15 protein-coding genes are annotated in these 17,269 nt (G+C 73.0%); 5 read left to right on the forward strand and 10 right to left on the reverse strand.

Going from position 1 to position 17,269, the window contains the following annotated elements:
- Positions 1 to 62: 62 nt before the first annotated feature.
- From CYQ11_RS19495 to CYQ11_RS19510, 4 genes are all read right to left on the reverse strand, one after another.
- Positions 63 to 2,270 (reverse strand): SpoIIE family protein phosphatase, encoded by a 2,208-nt coding sequence (locus tag CYQ11_RS19495; protein WP_398779880.1) that lies wholly within the window; start codon positions 2,268 to 2,270, stop codon positions 63 to 65.
- Positions 2,271 to 2,413: 143 nt separating this feature from the next.
- Positions 2,414 to 3,124, reverse strand: coding sequence for a class I SAM-dependent DNA methyltransferase (locus tag CYQ11_RS19500; RefSeq protein WP_181143710.1), 711 nt, complete (start codon positions 3,122 to 3,124; stop codon positions 2,414 to 2,416).
- 79 nt (positions 3,125 to 3,203) lie between these two features.
- Positions 3,204 to 3,881, reverse strand: a complete 678-nt coding sequence (fomD, locus tag CYQ11_RS19505) for a cytidylyl-2-hydroxypropylphosphonate hydrolase (protein WP_099201463.1) — start codon at positions 3,879 to 3,881, stop codon at positions 3,204 to 3,206.
- A gap of 82 nt (positions 3,882 to 3,963) precedes the next feature.
- The gene (locus tag CYQ11_RS19510) at positions 3,964 to 5,364 is read right to left on the reverse strand and encodes a class II fumarate hydratase (RefSeq protein ID WP_099201462.1); all 1,401 of its coding nucleotides are present in this window, start codon (positions 5,362 to 5,364) and stop codon (positions 3,964 to 3,966) included.
- 101 nt (positions 5,365 to 5,465) lie between these two features.
- On the opposite strand from CYQ11_RS19510, the gene CYQ11_RS19515 reads away from it, so the two are divergent.
- Complete coding sequence (locus tag CYQ11_RS19515; protein ID WP_099201461.1) at positions 5,466 to 6,983, forward strand: ricin-type beta-trefoil lectin domain protein; 1,518 nt, start codon at positions 5,466 to 5,468, stop codon at positions 6,981 to 6,983.
- A gap of 93 nt (positions 6,984 to 7,076) precedes the next feature.
- On the opposite strand, the gene CYQ11_RS19520 is transcribed toward CYQ11_RS19515, so the two are convergent.
- The gene (locus tag CYQ11_RS19520; protein ID WP_099201460.1) at positions 7,077 to 8,759 is read right to left on the reverse strand and encodes a fumarate hydratase; all 1,683 of its coding nucleotides are present in this window, start codon (positions 8,757 to 8,759) and stop codon (positions 7,077 to 7,079) included.
- Positions 8,760 to 8,919: 160 nt separating this feature from the next.
- On the opposite strand from CYQ11_RS19520, the gene CYQ11_RS19525 reads away from it, so the two are divergent.
- Together CYQ11_RS19525 and CYQ11_RS19530 are read left to right on the forward strand one after the other, a co-directional pair.
- Complete coding sequence (locus CYQ11_RS19525) at positions 8,920 to 9,612, forward strand: DUF1707 SHOCT-like domain-containing protein (protein WP_099201459.1); 693 nt, start codon at positions 8,920 to 8,922, stop codon at positions 9,610 to 9,612.
- A gap of 171 nt (positions 9,613 to 9,783) precedes the next feature.
- Positions 9,784 to 10,140 carry a WhiB family transcriptional regulator gene (locus tag CYQ11_RS19530; RefSeq protein ID WP_099201458.1) on the forward strand — a complete coding sequence of 119 codons (357 nt, stop codon included), beginning with the start codon at positions 9,784 to 9,786 and terminating at the stop codon, positions 10,138 to 10,140.
- Positions 10,141 to 10,255: 115 nt separating this feature from the next.
- Here CYQ11_RS19530 and glpX read toward each other — a convergent pair whose 3' ends face one another.
- The gene (glpX, locus tag CYQ11_RS19535; RefSeq protein WP_099201457.1) at positions 10,256 to 11,287 is read right to left on the reverse strand and encodes a class II fructose-bisphosphatase; all 1,032 of its coding nucleotides are present in this window, start codon (positions 11,285 to 11,287) and stop codon (positions 10,256 to 10,258) included.
- 244 nt (positions 11,288 to 11,531) lie between these two features.
- On the opposite strand from glpX, the gene CYQ11_RS19540 reads away from it, so the two are divergent.
- Positions 11,532 to 12,083 carry a DUF4245 domain-containing protein gene (locus CYQ11_RS19540; protein ID WP_099201680.1) on the forward strand — a complete coding sequence of 184 codons (552 nt, stop codon included), beginning with the start codon at positions 11,532 to 11,534 and terminating at the stop codon, positions 12,081 to 12,083.
- A gap of 130 nt (positions 12,084 to 12,213) precedes the next feature.
- Here CYQ11_RS19540 and CYQ11_RS19545 read toward each other — a convergent pair whose 3' ends face one another.
- From CYQ11_RS19545 to CYQ11_RS19560, 4 genes are all read right to left on the reverse strand, one after another.
- Positions 12,214 to 12,804 (reverse strand): malonic semialdehyde reductase, encoded by a 591-nt coding sequence (locus tag CYQ11_RS19545; RefSeq protein WP_099201456.1) that lies wholly within the window; start codon positions 12,802 to 12,804, stop codon positions 12,214 to 12,216.
- A gap of 330 nt (positions 12,805 to 13,134) precedes the next feature.
- Positions 13,135 to 13,386 (reverse strand): exodeoxyribonuclease VII small subunit, encoded by a 252-nt coding sequence (locus CYQ11_RS19550; RefSeq protein WP_099201455.1) that lies wholly within the window; start codon positions 13,384 to 13,386, stop codon positions 13,135 to 13,137.
- A gap of 9 nt (positions 13,387 to 13,395) precedes the next feature.
- Positions 13,396 to 14,631 (reverse strand): exodeoxyribonuclease VII large subunit, encoded by a 1,236-nt coding sequence (gene xseA / locus CYQ11_RS19555; RefSeq protein ID WP_099201454.1) that lies wholly within the window; start codon positions 14,629 to 14,631, stop codon positions 13,396 to 13,398.
- 197 nt (positions 14,632 to 14,828) lie between these two features.
- The gene (locus tag CYQ11_RS19560) at positions 14,829 to 16,178 is read right to left on the reverse strand and encodes an APC family permease (RefSeq protein ID WP_099201453.1); all 1,350 of its coding nucleotides are present in this window, start codon (positions 16,176 to 16,178) and stop codon (positions 14,829 to 14,831) included.
- A gap of 66 nt (positions 16,179 to 16,244) precedes the next feature.
- Between CYQ11_RS19560 and CYQ11_RS19565 the strand changes: the two genes are divergently transcribed.
- The gene (locus CYQ11_RS19565; protein WP_099201452.1) at positions 16,245 to 17,243 is read left to right on the forward strand and encodes a 4-hydroxy-3-methylbut-2-enyl diphosphate reductase; all 999 of its coding nucleotides are present in this window, start codon (positions 16,245 to 16,247) and stop codon (positions 17,241 to 17,243) included.
- The last annotated feature ends 26 nt before the right edge of the window (positions 17,244 to 17,269 follow it).

Below are 17,269 nucleotides of genomic sequence, written 5' to 3' on the forward strand. Positions count from 1 at the left end.
GGTCCGGCCGACGACGAAGCCGCCGCCCTCCCCCTCCCGGGGAGGCCGGCGGCTTCGTCGTCTCAGCGCGTGTGCGCGGGCAGCCCCAGCTCGAACCACACGACCTTGCCGGTGCTCAGCCGGGTGGCCCCCCAGCGCCTGGCCAGCCGGTTCACCAGGTACAGCCCCCGCCCGCCCTCGTCCGAGGGCCGGGCCTGGCGCAGCCGGGGCAGCTGGGGCACGTCGTCGCCCACCTCACAGCGCAGGACATCCGTCCGCAGCAGCCGCAGCGTTATCGGCCGCTCGGCATAGCGCACCGCATTGGTGATCACCTCGCTGACCAGCAGCTCCACCCCGTCCGACAGCTCCTCCAGGCCCCAGCGCGACAGGGCGCGGCGGGCCAGCCGGCGGGCCTGGCGGGCCGTCTGCGGGCGCGGGTCGAGGAACCAGTAGGCGACGTCGCTCGGGGCGATGCCCTCGAAGCGGGCCGCCAGCAGGGCGATGTCGTCGTCGCGGTCGCCGGGGCCGAGCATGCCCAGCACCTCGTCGCACAGCGGCTCCAGCGGGGGCGGATTGGGGCCCGTCAGCCGGGCGGTGTCGATGAGGCGCTCGCGCAGCTGCTCTATGCCGGTCCACACGTCCCGTATCCGGGACTCCACCAGGCCGTCCGTGTACAGGAGCAGGGTCGCCCCGGCGGGCGCGTCCAGCTCGACCGCCTCGAAGTCCACCCCGCCCACGCCGATCGGTGCCCCGGGCGGCACCCGCAGCACCTCCGCGCGGCCGCCGCGGTGCAGCAGCACCGGCGGGGGATGACCGGCGTTGGCGATGACGATGCGGTGGGCGACCGGGTCGTACACCGCGTACAGGCAGGTGGCCATGCGGTCGCTGCCCAGGCGCTGGGCCTGCTCGTCGAGGTGGTGCAGCACCTCCTGCGGGGGCAGGTCCAGCCCCGCGAGGGTCTGCGCGGTCGTCCGCAGCTGGCCCATGATCGCCGCCGAGGTCATGGAGTGGCCCATGACGTCGCCGACGACGAGCGCCACCCGGTTGCCGGGCAGCGGGATCGCGTCGTACCAGTCGCCGCCCACGCGCGCCGTCTCGGCGGCCGGCAGGTAACGGCTGGCCAGCCGGACGCCGGTCGGCTGGGGCAGCGAGTCGGGGAGCATGGTGCGCTGGAGCTCGTCGGCGATGTAGACCTCGCGGCCGTAGAGCACCGCCTTGTCCACGCCCAGCGCGGTGTGCGTCGCCAGCTGCGCCGCCACGAGGAGGTCGTCGCTCTCGAACGCGGCCCGGTCCTGACGGCGTATGAACACCGCCGCGCCGATCACCCGCCGCCGCCCGCGCAGCGGCGCGAGGATGGTCCGGCGCCGCTCCGGTACGTGCCGGCCTTCGCCCAGCAGTTCCGGCAGGGCCGCCCGCGCGGCCGCGGAGTCCCCGAAGACGGGCCGGACCCCCCGCAGCACCTCCGCGAGCGGCCCGCCTATGCGCACCTCGCAGCGCTCGGCGGCCGCGTCGGCCAGCTCGGGCCCGGGGTCCGGCGGCTGCTCCCGGGGCGCCTCGGCCTCGTCGCCGCGCACATGCTCGGGCAGCCGGTCGGTGCGCCGCAGCCGCAGCACGACAGGGCCCACGGGCCGTTCGTCGCCGACGGGCAGGGGATCGCGCAGGTACACGAGGATGGCGTCCGCGAACGTCGGCACGGTGGCCCGGCACAGGCCCAGCACGATCTCGTCCAGGTCGATGCCCCGGGCGATCCGCCGGGTCGCGGCCCCGACGAAGCGCAGCCGCTCACCGCCGCCGGACGCCCCGGTGGCCGTGCGTCCCGCTCCGGCGGGCCCGGTTCCGCTGCCGCTGCCGCCGTCCGGCGGCCGGGGCGGCGGCACGTCCCCGTCCTCGCCCTGCGCGGGCCCGGTGGCCCCCGCGGCGCCGCGGGACGCGGCCGCCCCCTGCCGGCCGCCGCCGGTCCGCCGTGCCGAGCCGTTGCGCCCGCGGGCGTCGGCACCGGCCGGATCCGCCCCGTCACCGCCGCTTCTTGACGAGCCGTCACGGGCGGCGGCACGCGCTGTCCGGCTCTGCCGGGCGCTGTCGGGCGTCTCGCCGGCGCGGGGCGCGGCTGCGTCGGCGCCGCGGCGCCTCGACCGTCCGGCGCCCTTGTCGGACGTCCTCGCGCGCTGGCGCGGGACGTGCGTGCCGGGGTCGTCCGGCCCGGGGGCCGGGCCGTCGACGGGGTCGGGGTGGGCCTCGCCCCGCGCCGGCGCGTCGGCGGGTTCGGTGCGTGCCTCGGCGTGGCCCCGCATCGGGGCCGGCTCGCCGTGGTCCCCCGCAGGGGGCATGCCGGCGGCACAGGCCGCGGAGGGCCGGTGTCTTCCGTGGGAGTTGGGATGCTCCGTCACGCGTGGGGTTCCATCCGTCGGGGCGCGCGCCCGGGGGCGCGCGGGGGTCAGACGCGGCGCAGGTTGAGAAAGAGCTGGATCTCGGGTGGGACGTCCGTGCTCGCCGGGGCGTACGCCGGCGAGCTCTCCCCGGCGATCTCGAATCCCGCGTCGCGCACGACCTGGCGCAGTTCGTCCCGCAGGTAACCGGATACCCGGATCGTGTTGCCGAGGAACGGGATGGCGTAGTCGTCGACGTCGGCCTCGACCATCGAGAGGGCCAGCAGGCCGCCGGGTCTCAGCAGGCCGTGGAGCATGCGCAGCGCGTGCGGGATCTCCGGGCGCGGCAGCATCAGCAGGGCGAAGAAGGCGGCGATGCCGTCGAACGTGCCCAGGTGGCCGTCCCGCAGGTCGGCGAGGTCACCCAGGTGGAACGTGGCGCCCGGTACGTTGACGCGGGCGAGGTCGAGCATGCCCGGGGAGAGGTCGTTGCCGACGACCTCGTGGCCGGCCTCGACGAGCTGACGGGCCGTCGGCAGGCCCGTACCGCAGCCGACGTCGAGGATCCGGGAGCCGGGCGGCAGGGCGGCGGCCAGCCAGGCGCCGGCCGCGAGCTGGCCCTCCTTGTGGGGGAAGGCCTCGTCGTAGCGGTCGCCGATGGCGTCGAACGCCTCGGCCTGCCCGCTGCGGTCCAGCCCTAACCGGGCGTAGCCGTCGTAATCCCGCTGGTCGTCACCGCTCACGGCGCCGCCCTCTCTGTGACTGTGACTGTCTTTCATCGTGCCGTGCTGTGCAGTATCGCGGAGGCCGATCCTACGGTTGCCTCGCGGGGGATCGGCAAGGGATTCCGGGGCCGATTCACGCCTCGACGCGTGTGGGGGTGCGGTCCCAGTCACCGGGGAGCGCCGGTACGGTCCAGGCGGGGTCGGGCCGCCAGCCCTCCCAGCCGCCGGCGAAGGGCTGGCCCCAGGACTCGATGAGGGCGACCGCCGAGCGCCCGGCGGCCCGTACCCGCGCGGCCTGCGCGGCGGTCATCAGGCCGGCGTGCTGGGCCTGGGCGAACTCGTCCTCGTCCTTCCACTCCCAGCTGCGGTCGGGGTAGACGGCGATGTCGAGGAAGTGGTCCTCGGAGTCGACGCCGCCGGACCAGCGCGTGAGCGGCTCCTCGAGGTTGACGTACCAGTTCCGGAAGTGCCAGTCGGGGTCCCAGAAGAGCCAGACGGACCAGGGTTCGCCGGGCCGGGCGAGCTTGAGGACGCCGGGGCCGTACCAACGGGTGACCTCGGTGGTGCGCGGCTTGGTGTAGCGGGTGGCGAGCGGCTCGCGGTGGACGGGCGTGCCGTCGGCGAGCAGCGGCTTGACGCAGTCGGTGCCGGGGGCCATCCAGACGGCGAGCAGCTCGGCGGTGTCCCGGACCACGGTGACGGGCCGGCAGATGTGCACGCTGCTGGTCGCGTTGCCGCGGTAGCGCCAGAGGATGTGGTCCCCCGGCGCCCAGGAGCCGCCGCCTGCCGTGCCCGTCGTCTGCGCTGCCATGCGCAGATCTTAGGTGCCTGTGCCACGGATGCGCCGTGACGTGCGCCGCAAAGGTATGGTCCAGCTCGGCGCGGACGCCCCCTTAGGGGTGCGTCATGCGCAGGACGTCCAGTGCCTCGTCGAGCTGCTCCGTGGTCAGCAGACCGCGCTCGACGTAGCCCGATTCGAGGACGACCTCGCGGATGGTCTTGCGTTCGGCGAGGGACTTCTTGGCCACCTTCGCCGCCTCCTCGTAGCCGAGGTAACGGTTCAGCGGGGTCACGACGGACGGCGAGGACTCGGCGTACTCCCGGGCCCGCTCGACGTTGGCGGTGATCCCGTCGACCGTGCGGTCGGCCAGCAGCCGGGAGGCGTTGGCGAGCAGCCGCACGGACTCCAGGACGTTCTTCGCCATCACCGGCAGCATGACGTTGAGCTCGAAGTTGCCGGCGGCGCCCGCGGTGGCGACGGTGAGGTCGTTCCCGGTGACCTGGGCGGCCACCATCAGGACGGCCTCGCAGACGACCGGGTTCACCTTGCCCGGCATGATCGAGGAGCCGGGCTGGAGGTCCGGCAGGTTGATCTCGGCGAGCCCGGTGCGCGGTCCGGAGGCCATCCAGCGGAGATCGTTGGCGATCTTGGTGAGTCCCACGGCGATGGTGCGCAGCTGGCCGCTGGTCTCCACCAGGCCGTCGCGCGCGCCCTGGGCCTCGAAGTGGTCGCGGGCCTCGGCCAGCGGCAGCCCGGTGGTGCGGGCGACCTCGGCGATGACGGCCCCCGAGAAGCCGGGCGGGGTGTTGATGCCGGTGCCCACGGCCGTTCCGCCGAGGGGGAGTTCGGCGAGCCGGGGCAGGGACGCGCGCAGTCTCTCCGCGCCGTAGCGGACCTGGGCCGCGTAGCCGCCGAACTCCTGGCCGAGCGTCACGGGCGTGGCGTCCATCAGGTGGGTGCGCCCGGACTTGACGACCTCGGCGAACTCCTCCGCCTTGCGCGCCAGCGCCGCCTCCAGGTGCTCCAGGGCCGGGATCAGGTCGCCCGTGACGGCGGCCGTGGCGGCGATGTGGATGGAGGACGGGAAGACGTCGTTGGACGACTGGCTGGCGTTGACGTGGTCGTTGGGGTGCACGGGCCGGCCGAGCCGTTCGCCGGCGAGGGTGGCGATGACCTCGTTGGCGTTCATGTTCGACGACGTGCCGGAACCGGTCTGGAAGACGTCGACGGGGAAGTGGTCGTCCCAGCGGCCCTCGGCGACCTCGGTGGCGGCTTCGGCGACAGCGGCCGCCACGTCCGCGTCGAGGACCCCCAGCTCGGCGTTGACCTTCGCGGCGGCCGCCTTGATGCGGCCCAGCGCCGCGATGTGCGCCCGCTCCAGGCGCTGCCCGCTGACCGGGAAGTTCTCCACGGCCCGCTGGGTCTGGGCCCGCCACTTCGCCCCCGCGGGGACACGCACCTCCCCCATCGAGTCGCGTTCGATCCGGTACTGCTCGTCGTCGGTCATGGTCACTACCTCCTGGCCATCACAGCGTTTGTCTTGTTCACCCTGTTCCCAAACGGCACTCCCAGCCACTAAATACCGCGGGTAACAACTGAAATCGGGGAGGCTCCATGACACGCAGACCCACCCTGCGCTGTGCACTCGCGTCCGTCGCCGCTCTCGCCACCGCCTGGGGCGGACTGGCCGTCACCAGCCCCACCGCCCACGCCGATCCGCGCACCACCACCGCGACGCCGCTGAGTCCGGAACTGGAGCGCATACGTGCCGCGGAGGCGGTGAAGCTGTACGGGGACGCCGCCGAGCGGCCCCTGGGGCAGCGCAAGACCTCGCTGCTCTCCCTTGGCGACAGCGAGATCTCCGGGGAGGGCGTCGGCCGGTACGAACCGGGCACCGCCGGGCCGGACAACTGGTGTCACCGCTCACCCGACGCCGCCATCCACCGCACCGGCATCCCCGCCGACGTCACGTACAACGTCGCCTGCTCGGGGGCGGCCACCGCGAACATACGCATCGGCGGCAGCAAGCAGTACGCGGACGAGCTGGTGCAGAGCGACAACCTCGCCGTCAAGGCCCGCAACACGCGGGTGAAGATGGTCCTGCTCGTGGCCGGCGCCAACGACGATCTCCAGTTCGGGCCCGTGATGACGGACTGCGTCGAGCGCTACGTGCTGCTGCAGGGCCCCTGCGAGCCGAAGTACGCCCCGGGCTGGCAGGGGCGCGTCGACGCCCTGGTGCCCAAGGTCGAGCAGACGGTGCGGGACCTGCGGAGGACGATGACCGACGCCGGGTACGCGGACGGCGACTACAAGCTCGTCGTCATGGGCTACCCGAGCCCCATCGGCCCCGACTTCAAGGACAACCCCCGCTTCCCCGGCAAGATCCCCGGCGGCTGCGTGGGCCACACCTCCGACGCGGCGTGGGGCCGCAACTACGCGGTACCCGCCTTCGAGCGCGGCATGCGCAAGGTCGCGCGGGACACGGGCGCGCTCTACCTCGACAACTCACGCCTCTTCCACGGCCACGAGGTGTGCATGGAGGACACCTGGGCGCGCGGCCTCTACATCGACCTGTCGAACCCGTTCCCGCCGGACGCCAACTCCGTCCGGCAGTCCTTCCACCCCAACGACCGCGGGCACGGCGCCTTCGCGTCCTGCCTGACGCAGCTGTACCGGTCGGGGTGGCGCGAGGGAGGCTGCGCGGACCCGGCGAGCACGGGGACGCCGGTGCTCGTCGAGGGGGCGTGGGACGACGCCTACCGGCCGCTGAAGAGCGAGGCGACGGGGACGTGCGTGGACGCGTACGGGGCCGCCTCGGGCAACGGCACCGCGGTGGGGGGCTGGGACTGCACCGGCAACCGCAACCAGCAGTGGTGGTACGACGGGGAGCGCGGCTCGCTGCACAGCGCGCTCAGCCACGACCGGTGCGTGGACGTGCCGGGCGGGAAGTACGCGGCCGGGACGGCCGTGGCGCTGTGGAACTGCCACGGGGGCGCGAACCAGCGGTTCACGCGGAGCGGGGGGACCCTGCGTCCCGCCGCGGCACAGGACCTGTGCCTGACGCTGGCGGGAGCGAAGGAACCGCTGCGGCTGCAGCGCTGTGACGGCTCGGGGTCCCAGCGCTTCGCGTAGGCAGGCCGTCCTCAACCGCCGGACGGGCGGGAACCAGCCCGTCCGGCGATGGGGCCCCGGTGGGGGAAAGGGCGCGACCGGGGGAGGATCCCCCTACTGCGCGGCACCCCGCACCGGAATCGACGTGAACGTGGGCGCCGGCGACGGGTCGACGAAGAAGTCGTTGCCCTTGTCGTCCACGACGATGAACGCCGGGAAGTCCTCGACCTCGATCTTCCAGACCGCCTCCATGCCGAGCTCCTCGTACTCGACGACCTCGACCTTCTTGATGCAGTCCTGCGCCAGACGCGCGGCCGGGCCGCCGATCGAACCGAGGTAGAAGCCGCCGTGGGCGCCGCACGCGTCGGTGACCTGCTTGCTGCGGTTGCCCTTGGCGAGCATGACCTTCGAGCCGCCCGCCGCCTGGAACTGCTCGACGTAGGAGTCCATGCGGCCGGCCGTGGTGGGGCCGAAGGAGCCGGAGGCGTAGCCCTCGGGGGTCTTGGCCGGACCGGCGTAGTAGACCGGGTGGTCGCGCAGGTACTGCGGCATCTCCTCGCCCGCGTCCAGCCGCTCCTTGATCTTCGCGTGGGCGATGTCGCGCGCGACGACCAGCGGGCCGGTCAGGGACAGCCGGGTCTTGACCGGGTACTTGGTCAGCTCGGCGAGGATGTCGTCCATGGGGCGGTTGAGGTCGATCTCGACCACGTCGCCGTCGGCGTCCAGGTGCTCGTCCGTGGTCTCCGGCAGGAACCGCGCCGGGTCGGTCTCCAGCTGCTCCAGGAACACGCCCTCCGCCGTGATCTTCGCCAGCGCCTGGCGGTCGGCGGAGCAGGAGACCGCGATGGCCACCGGGCAGGAGGCGCCGTGCCGCGGCAGGCGGACGACGCGCACGTCGTGGCAGAAGTACTTGCCGCCGAACTGCGCGCCGATGCCGATCTTCTGCGTCAGCTCGAAGACCTTCTCCTCCAGCTCCTTGTCGCGGAAGCCGTGGCCCAGCGGGGAGCCCTCCTCCGGCAGCTCGTCGAGGTAGTGCGCGGAGGCGTACTTGGCGGTCTTGAGCGCGTACTCGGCGGAGGTGCCGCCGACGACGATCGCCAGGTGGTACGGCGGGCAGGCCGCGGTGCCCAGCGAACGGATCTTCTCCTCCAGGAACTTCATCATGGAGGCCTCGTTGAGGACCGCCTTCGTCTCCTGGAAGAGGAAGGACTTGTTGGCCGAGCCGCCGCCCTTGGCCATGAAGAGGAACTTGTAGGCGCCGCCGTCGGTGGCGTACAGCTCGATCTGCGCCGGCAGGTTGGAGCCGGTGTTCTTCTCGTCCCACATGGTCAGCGGGGCCATCTGGGAGTAGCGCAGGTTGAGCTCGGTGTACGCGTCGAAGACGCCGTGCGAGAGGGCCTTCTCGTCCTCGCCTTCGGTGAGGACGTTCTGGCCGCGCTTGCCCATGACGATCGCGGTGCCGGTGTCCTGGCACATGGGCAGGACGCCGGCGGCGGCGATGTTGGCGTTCTTCAGCAGGTCGAGGGCGACGAAACGGTCGTTCGCGGACGCCTCGGGATCGTCGAGGATCTTGCGCAGCTGGGCCAGGTGCGCGGGGCGCAGGTAGTGGGAGATGTCGTGCATCGCCTCGGCGGCCAGCTTCCGCAGCGCCTCGGGCTCGACCTTGAGGAAGGTGCGGCCGTCGGCCTCGAAGGTGGAGACGCCCTCGGAGGTGACGAGGCGGTACGGAGTGGTGTCCTCGCCCAGGGGCAGGAGGTCGGTGTAGGCGAACCCTGAACGGGCGGACGGGGCAGACATCGCGACGGTTCCCTCACTCTGCGGATGATGACGCCGGCTTCCTCGACGGCCCATCCAGAGTAGGCGGCCGCGCGGCTACCGGGTTTGTGAGGTAAGGCTCAGTACTCGCCCGGCGACGCGGCACTATCGCGATCTATCGCGTTTCGCTACCCTGCTGGTCGTGGACGAGTCATCTCTCGAAGAGCGACCCCAGGACTCCGCACCCGCAAAGGTGCGGCTCGACAAGGCGGCCCCCGCGGCTTCCGATCCGGCGCTGCGCGCCTCCGACGCCGATCGCGACGGCGTCGCCGACATCCTCCGGGAGGCCCTCGCGGAGGGGCGGCTGACCGCGGAGGAGCACAGCGAGCGGATCGGCGCGGTCTACCGGGCCCGGACCGTCGGCGAGCTGGCGCCGCTGGTGCGCGACCTGCCCGCCGGACGGCGCCCGGAGGCCGTACCGGCGGCCGTGCGCCCGCCGGATGCTTCCACGCGCCCCGCGATGGGCGCGGCCGAGAACCTCATCGCCGTCTTCGGCGGGGCCACGCGCAAGGGCCGCTGGCGGGTGGGAGCGCGCACGAACGCGTTCGCGCTGTTCGGCGGCGCGGAAATCGACCTCACCGAGGCGGTCTTCGCACAGCGCGAGGTCGTCATCAACGCCTACGTGCTGTTCGGCGGAGTCGACATCAGGGTTCCGGAGAACGTCACCGTGCGTTCCGCGGGTGCCGGCGTCTTCGGCGGTTTCGACGTCCGGACGAACGAGGCGGCGGACCCGGACGCCCCGGTGGTCGTGGTGACGGGCTTCGCGGTCTTCGGCGGGGTGTCGGCGAAGGCGCGGCGGGGCAAGAGGCTGAAGAATCTGCGGGCCGGGGACTGACCCGCAGGCAGCGACATTCCGCTCATGGCAACGGTGTGAATAAGCTCGCGCACAGCGGGTAAAGCTTGGTGCATCGTCTCTCGTACGGCTGCGGGTGCGAATGGCCGTGCGCCTCGAGGCGGGCAAAGGTGACTCAAATCGGCCAAGCAAAGCCGTCGTCAGGAGTAGACCGTGCTGCTACCGCATCAGCCCTTGCAGGAAGCCGCCGTACCGTCCCAGCGGATTTCCGCGCGGGATCAGGCCGGCCCCTGGCATTCGGAGGCGGTGTGCCGCCGGGATGAAGCCGGGCTCTTCTTCGCACCATCAAAGGAACCGACGGCCGCTCGTCTTTCCCGGGAAGAGGCCGCCAAGCGCGTCTGCGCGCGCTGCCCCGTCATGGTCGCCTGCCGGGAGCACGCCTTGCTCCAGCCGGAGCCCTATGGCGTGTGGGGCGGGCTGACCGCGGCCGAGCGCCGGGTGGTGCTCGCCCGCAGGCGGCGGCGCGAGGCCGAACTGCAGCGGACCACGCGCATCGCCGCAGCCGGCTGAGCGTTCATATCTGGCATATCTTTCGGGCCGGGCCCCGCCGGACGACGGCGGGGCCCGGCCCGTTGTGCCGCCCGCACCGGCGCGGGGCGTGGCGTCAGCCGGGGCGGCGACCCCTTCAGCTGGGGCGCTCGAAGTCGATCGCGCTGTAGGCGCGCAGCTTCGACAGGCGGTGCTCGGAGTCGATCAGCCGGATCGTGCCCGACTTGGAGCGCATGACCAGCGACTGGGTGGTGGCCGTCTCCGCGCGGTAGCGCACGCCGCGCAGCAGCTCGCCGTCGGTGATGCCGGTGGCGACGAAGAACACGTTGTCGCCGCTGACCAGGTCGTCGGTGTGCAGGACGCGGTCCAGGTCGTGGCCGGCGTCGAGGGCGCGCTGACGCTCCTCGGCGTCCTTCGGCCACAGCTTGGCCTGGATGGTGCCGCCGAGGCACTTCATCGCGCAGGCGGCGATGATGCCCTCCGGCGTGCCGCCGACGCCCAGCAGCAGGTCCACGCCGGTGCCCTCGCGGGCGGCCATGATCGCGCCGGCCACGTCGCCGTCGGAGATGAACTTGATGCGGGCGCCCGCCTCGCGGATCTCCTTGACGATGCCCTCGTGGCGGGGGCGGTCCAGGACGACGACCGTCACGTCCTCGGGCGAGGACTTCTTCGCCTTCGCGATGCGGCGGATGTTGACGGCGACCGGCGCGTCGATGTCGACGAAGTCCGCGGCCTCGGGGCCGGTGACCAGCTTGTCCATGTAGAAGACGGCGGACGGGTCGAACATCGAGCCGCGCTCGGCGACGGCCATCACGGACACGGCGTTGGCCATGCCCTTGGCGGTGAGGGTGGTGCCGTCCACCGGGTCCACGGCGACGTCGCACTCGGCACCGGTGCCGTCGCCGACCCGCTCGCCGTTGTAGAGCATCGGGGCGTTGTCCTTCTCGCCCTCGCCGATGACCACGACGCCGTTCATCGACACGGTGTGGATCAGCGCGCGCATGGCCCGCACGGCTGCGCCGTCGGCACCGTTCTTGTCGCCGCGGCCGACCCACCGGCCCGACGCCATGGCGCCCGCCTCGGTGACCCGGACGAGCTCCAGGGCGAGGTTGCGGTCGGGGTCCTCGGGGCTGACCTCGAGCTGGGACGGCAGATGATGATCGGTCATCGGGGCGGACCTTTCTGTACGGCGACGGCCGTGGGGCCCCTCTGTGGCTGGCTCGCCAGGAGGGTTGAGGGTGACATGACTTTATCGGTTCATTGCGAGAGTGAGCAGAGGGCCCCACGCATGAGCGCCGTCAGGATCGGCCGCGGTGACCGTGCCCCGTGCCGCCGTGGGGTGCCGCCCGGTGCCGCCGCGGGGCCACGAGGTCGCCGTCAAGATCTCTTCGGGCATGGGGGACGATGGGGGCGTGGCAGGTAGGAACGGCAAGACGCAGACGATCCGGAACATGGTGCTGTCGATGGCGGTGACGGTCCCCGTGGCGGGGATCAGTTACCTCTTCATCCCGCACGACACCGGCAACGACCCGGTCCGGACGGTGAACTACCGGGTCGAGCTGGACACGGCCCGGCGCGCGGCGCCCTACGCGGTGGCGGCGCCCGAGGGGCTGGGCGAGGGCTGGCGCGCGACCTCGGTCTCGTACGCGCCGTCCGGCAAGCAGGGCTCGGCGTGGCACCTGGGCTTCCTCGACCCGCAGCGCGAGTACGTCGCGATCGAGCAGAGCGACGCCTCGCCGCGCGGTTTCATCGACGACGTCAGCCAGCGCGCGGAGAAGACGGGCGAGACCCGCAAGGTGGGCGACGTCACCTGGGACCGTTACGAGGGCCCCCGCTACGACGCCCTGGTGCGCGAGGAGCACGGGGTGACCACGGTCGTCACCGGCACCGCCTCGGAGGAGCGGCTCATGGAAATGGCCGCCGCGCTCAAGGCCGAGAAGACGAAGATCGCCAACTCGGGCTGAGGAGCGCGACGGCCGTGCGGCCCGTCCGGCCACGGGGGGAGGGGCGGGCCGGGCCGCTCCGGCGCCGGACCGGCCCGACGCCGGGGGGAGTGGCGTCGGGCGGGCGTGGTGGCGTCGGACGGTCGTGGTGTCAGACGGTCGTGACGGCCTGGTCGAAGGACAGGCGCGGCGAGCGGGGGTAGAAGGCGTCCGCGCCCGGCTTGCCGATGTTGACGATCATCAGCGGGGTGTGGTCGTCGTCCAGGAACTCCTTCTGGACGCCCGCGTGGTCGAAGCCGGTCATCGGGCCGGCGGCCAGGCCGGCGGCGCGGATGCCGAGGAGGAAGTAGCCGGCCTGGAGGGTGGCGTTGAGCTCGGCGGACCGCTCGCGGACCGGGCGCTCGCCGAAGAAGACGTCCTTGGCCTGCGGGAAGTGCGGGAAGAGCACGGGGAGTTCCTCGTGGAACTCGTTGTCCGCGGCGAGGATCGCCACCAGCGGGGCGGCGGCCGTCTTGGCCTGGTTGCCCTCCGCCATGTGCGGGACCAGACGCTCGCGGGCCTCCGCGGAGCGGACCAGGACGACGCGCAGCGGCGACTGGTTGAACGCGGTCGGCGCCATCTTGATCAGGTCGTAGACGGCCTGCATCTGCTCCTCGGTCACGGGCTCGTCGGTGAACGAGTTGGCCGTGTGGGCCGCGTGGAAGAGCAGGTCCTGGGCTGCGGAGTCGAGGGCGAGAGTCATGGCGGGAGCACCTTCTTCTACGGGTGGGGACCACCGGGGGCTCGGGGAATCGCCCATCCGGCATGAGCCAATCTACGACGAGATAGATTAACTTTCAACTAAAACCGGCCCGCGTGAGAGTCAGCTCACAGGAAGGGCGGGGTGCGGTGGCGTGTGACGGGTGGGGTGGTGTCCGGGCGCGCGGTGGGGAGGGCGTGAGGGGGCGTCGGTGCCGTTCCTCGGCGCGGGGGCCGGGTGCGGTCGGCTATGCCCGGGCGGGCCTTCCGGGGCCCGGGACGGGCCGCCCGGCCCGGCCGCGAGCGCGGCCGGCGAGGCCGCCGCCCCTGCGCCTCAGGCCTCCGTGGGCTCCGTCTCCTCGCCCTCTTCCTGGGCCAGCGCCGCGTCCAGCCTCGCCCGCGCGCCGTCCAGCCAGCGCCGGCACACCTTCGCCAGCGCCTCGCCGCGCTCCCACAGCGCCAGCGACTCCTCCAGCGTCGTGCCACCGGCCTCCAGCCGGCGCACCACGTCGATCAGCTCGTCGCGGGCCTGCTCGTAGCCCAGCGCATCCGTCGCGTCGGTCGTCGCGTCCGTAGTCGTCGCCATGCCACCACCCTAGGGGCGCGGTGTGACAGCGGGCGGCACGGCGACCGGGCGCACCGTGAACTCGCCCTCCGCCACGCGCGCCCGCAGCTCCTCCTCCGGCGTCACCTCGGCCGCCGCCCGCACCACCGAGCCGTCCGCGTGCTGGAGGACGGCGTAGCCGCGCCGCAGCGTCGCCGCCGGCGACAGCGCCACCACGCGGGCCAGCGTGTGCGACAGCTCCGAGTCCGCGCGGTCCAGCAGGTGCCCGAGCGTCCGGCGGCTCCGGGCGGCCAGCGCGTCGACCTGCTCCGCCCGCTCGTCCACCATCCGCTGCGGCCGCTCCATGCACGGCCGCGCCCGCGCCGCCGCCAGGCCGCGCTCCTCGCGGTCGAGGTGCGCGGTCACGCAGCGCAGCGCCCGCTCGCGCAGGTGCCGCACGCGGGTCAGCTCCTCGCCGACGTCCGGCACGACCCGCTTCGCCGCGTCCGTGGGCGTGGACGCGCGCAGGTCGGCCACCAGGTCGAGGAGCGGAGTGTCCGGCTCGTGGCCGATCGCCGACACGACGGGGGTGCGGCAGGCGGCCACGGTGCGTACGAGCTGTTCGTCCGAGAAGGGCAGGAGGTCCTCGACGCTGCCGCCGCCGCGCGCCACGATGACCACGTCGACCTCGGGGTGGGCGTCCAGCTCCTGGACCGCCTCGATGACGCTCGGTACGGCGTGCACGCCCTGGACGGGGACGTTGCGGACCTCGAAGCGGACGGCCGGCCAGCGGTGGCGGGCGTTCTCCAGCACGTCGCGTTCGGCGGCGGAGGCGCGGCCGCAGACCAGGCCGATCAGCTGGGGGAGGAAGGGGAGCGCACGCTTGCGTTCGGCGGCGAACAGGCCCTCGGCGGCGAGGGACTTCTTCAGCTGTTCCAGCCGCGCCAGCAGCTCGCCGACGCCGACCGGGCGGATCTCGGCCGCGCGCAGCGAGAGCTGGCCGCGGGGGGCGTACCACTCGGGCTTGGCGTGCACGACGACGCGGGCGCCCTCGGAGACGACGTCGGCGACGCGGTCGAAGACGGCCCGGTAGCAGGTGACGGAGAGGGAGACGTCGTGCGAGGGGTCGCGCAGTGTCAGGAACACGACGCCCGCGCCGGGGCGGCGGGACAGCTGCGTGATCTGGCCCTCGACCCAGACCGCGCCGAGGCGGTCGATCCAGCCGCCGATCAGCCGGGACACCTGGCCTACGGGCATGGGCGCGTCCGGGGACGTGTTCACTGCCATGCGGTGAGCGTAGCGGTGGGGGGTGACACGGTGCCCTGGCGGCCGGTGGGCGGACGGGCCCTTCTGGGGCTGCACTCTTTGCGGCTACTGGTTCCGTGTCGATCGTGCCCCGCACTCCCGCACAGAGTGCTTCACGCCCCTGCCAGGGCCCATCCGCCCCGCCCCGGCCAGTCCGGGGACGTCGTCCCGCCGGGCGGTCAGCGCGCCGGTCCCCGCCGCCGTGCCGTCTGGACGGCCAGGACCAGCAGGCCCGCACCCAGCCATGCCGCCCCCACCAGTTGGGCCGTCCGCGACGCCGTCAGGATCACGGCGACCACCACCGCCAGGCCCAGCAGGGGCACCGCCACGTGCCGGGGCGGCACACCGTCCGCGCGTCGTGCGGACCAGGCGATCACCGAAACGTGGAGCAGGGCGAAGGCCGTCAGTGCCCCCACGTCCACCACCGACACCAGCCGGTCCAAGCCGTCCGCGCGCCGTGCCGCCCACACCGCCGCGACCAGCGTCACCGCCGCCGCCCCGAGCAGGGCCCGGCGCGGCGCGCCCGAGCCCCGGTCGACCTTCGACAGCAGGCCCGGCAGGCGGCGGTCCCGGGCCATCGCGAAGAGGAGGCGGCCCGCCGCCGCCTGGCCCGCCAGTGCCGCGAAGGCCGCGCCGAGCGCCTTGCTGGCCGCCACGAGGTCGTGCAGCCACGCGCCCGTCGCCGCGTCGACCGTGTCGTAGAAGGCCGCGCCCTGCTCCGCGGGCTTCGCCGCCAGCTCCGCCGGGGACGCGGGGGCGAGAAGGGCCGCCAGATACGTCTGGAGGACGAAGAGCACCCCCGCCACCGCCAGGCACGTCAGGACCGCGCGGGCCACGTTCTCGGAGCCGCCCGTTGACTCCTCCGCGAACGTGGCGATCGCGTCGAAGCCCAGGTACGACAGGACCGCCACCGAGACCGCCCCCAGCACCGCCGTGGTGTCGAAGCCGCCCTCCCCGGTCAGCGGTGACAGCCAGCCGTGGCGCGGTCCGTCCTGGGCCAGGGCGACGGCCGCCGCCCCCACGAAGACCGCGAGGACCGCGATCTCCATGGCGAGCACCAGGAAGCCGGCCAGCGCCGCGGTGCGGACGCCCGTCAGGTTCAGCCCCGTGGTGACGGCCACCGCGATCGCCGTCCACACCCACGAGGGCACGGACGGCACCAGGGCGTGCATCGCGATGCCGGAGAAGAGGTAGGCCACCGCCGGGATCAGGACGTAGTCGAGCATCGCCATCCACCCGGCGACGAAGCCCGGCCCCTCACCGAGCGCCACGCGCGCGTACGCGTACACCGAGCCGGCCTGCGGGGCGACGCGCACCATCTGCGCGTAGGAGTGGGCGGTGAAGGCCATCGCCACCGTCGCCACGACGTAGACCAGCGCCACCGCCCCGTGCGACTTCGCCGACAGCGTGCCGAAGACGCCGACCGGCGCCATGGGGGCGATGAACAGCAGGCCGTAGACCACGAGGTCGCGGAACGTGAGGGTGCGGTGGAGCGTGCCCTCGCCGGCGAAGGGAGGAGGGGTGGCCATGGGGTCAGTATTCGTGCGCCGCCCCGGGCGATGGCCGGGCCACGCCGGTGGGCGGAGGCCCTTACGATGGACCGCATGACTGCCACCCCCGCCCGCAAGGTCCTGCTCGCCGCCCCTCGTGGCTACTGCGCGGGTGTGGACCGTGCCGTGATCGCCGTCGAGAAGGCGCTGGAGCAGTACGGCGCGCCCGTCTACGTGCGGCACGAGATCGTTCACAACAAGTACGTCGTGAAGACCCTGGAGAAGAAGGGTGCGATCTTCGTCGACGAGACGGCGGAGGTGCCCGAGGGCAACATCGTCATCTTCTCCGCGCACGGTGTCGCGCCGGTCGTCCACGAGGAGGCCGAGCGCGGCAAGCTCGCCACCATCGACGCCACGTGCCCCCTGGTGACCAAGGTCCACAAGGAAGCCGTCCGCTTCGCCAACGACGACTACGACATCCTCCTCATCGGCCACGAGGGCCACGAGGAGGTCATCGGCACCAGCGGTGAGGCGCCCGACCACATCACGCTGGTCGACGGGCCGGAGGACGTGGCGAACGTCGAGGTCCGCGACCCGGAGAAGGTCGTGTGGCTGTCGCAGACCACGCTGTCGGTCGACGAGACCATGGAGACCGTCGGCGCGCTCAAGCAGCGCTTCCCGCTGCTGCAGTCGCCGCCCAGCGACGACATCTGCTACGCCACGCAGAACCGGCAGGTCGCCGTCAAGCAGATGGGCGCCGAGGCCGACCTCGTCATCGTCGTCGGCTCCCGCAACTCCTCGAACTCCAAGCGCCTGGTCGAGGTGGCCCTGGGCGCCGGCGCCCGGGCGTCCTACCTGGTCGACTACGCCGAGGAGATCGACGAGACCTGGCTGGAGGGCGTCTCCACCGTCGGCGTCACCTCCGGCGCGTCCGTCCCCGAGATCCTCGTCGAGGGCGTCCTGGAGTGGCTGGCCCAGCGCGGCTTCGGCGACGTGGAGACCGTCACGGCCGCCGAGGAGCACATCGCCTTCTCGCTGCCCAAGGAGCTGCGCCGTGACCTGCGCGCCGAGGCGGCCGCGCTCACGGGCGACTCCGCGGGCTGACCGGGCGTCCCGAACGGGGCCGTCGC

Origin of the sequence: Streptomyces cinnamoneus, from assembly GCF_002939475.1 — a bacterium.
GTDB lineage: Bacteria > Actinomycetota > Actinomycetes > Streptomycetales > Streptomycetaceae > Streptomyces > Streptomyces cinnamoneus_A.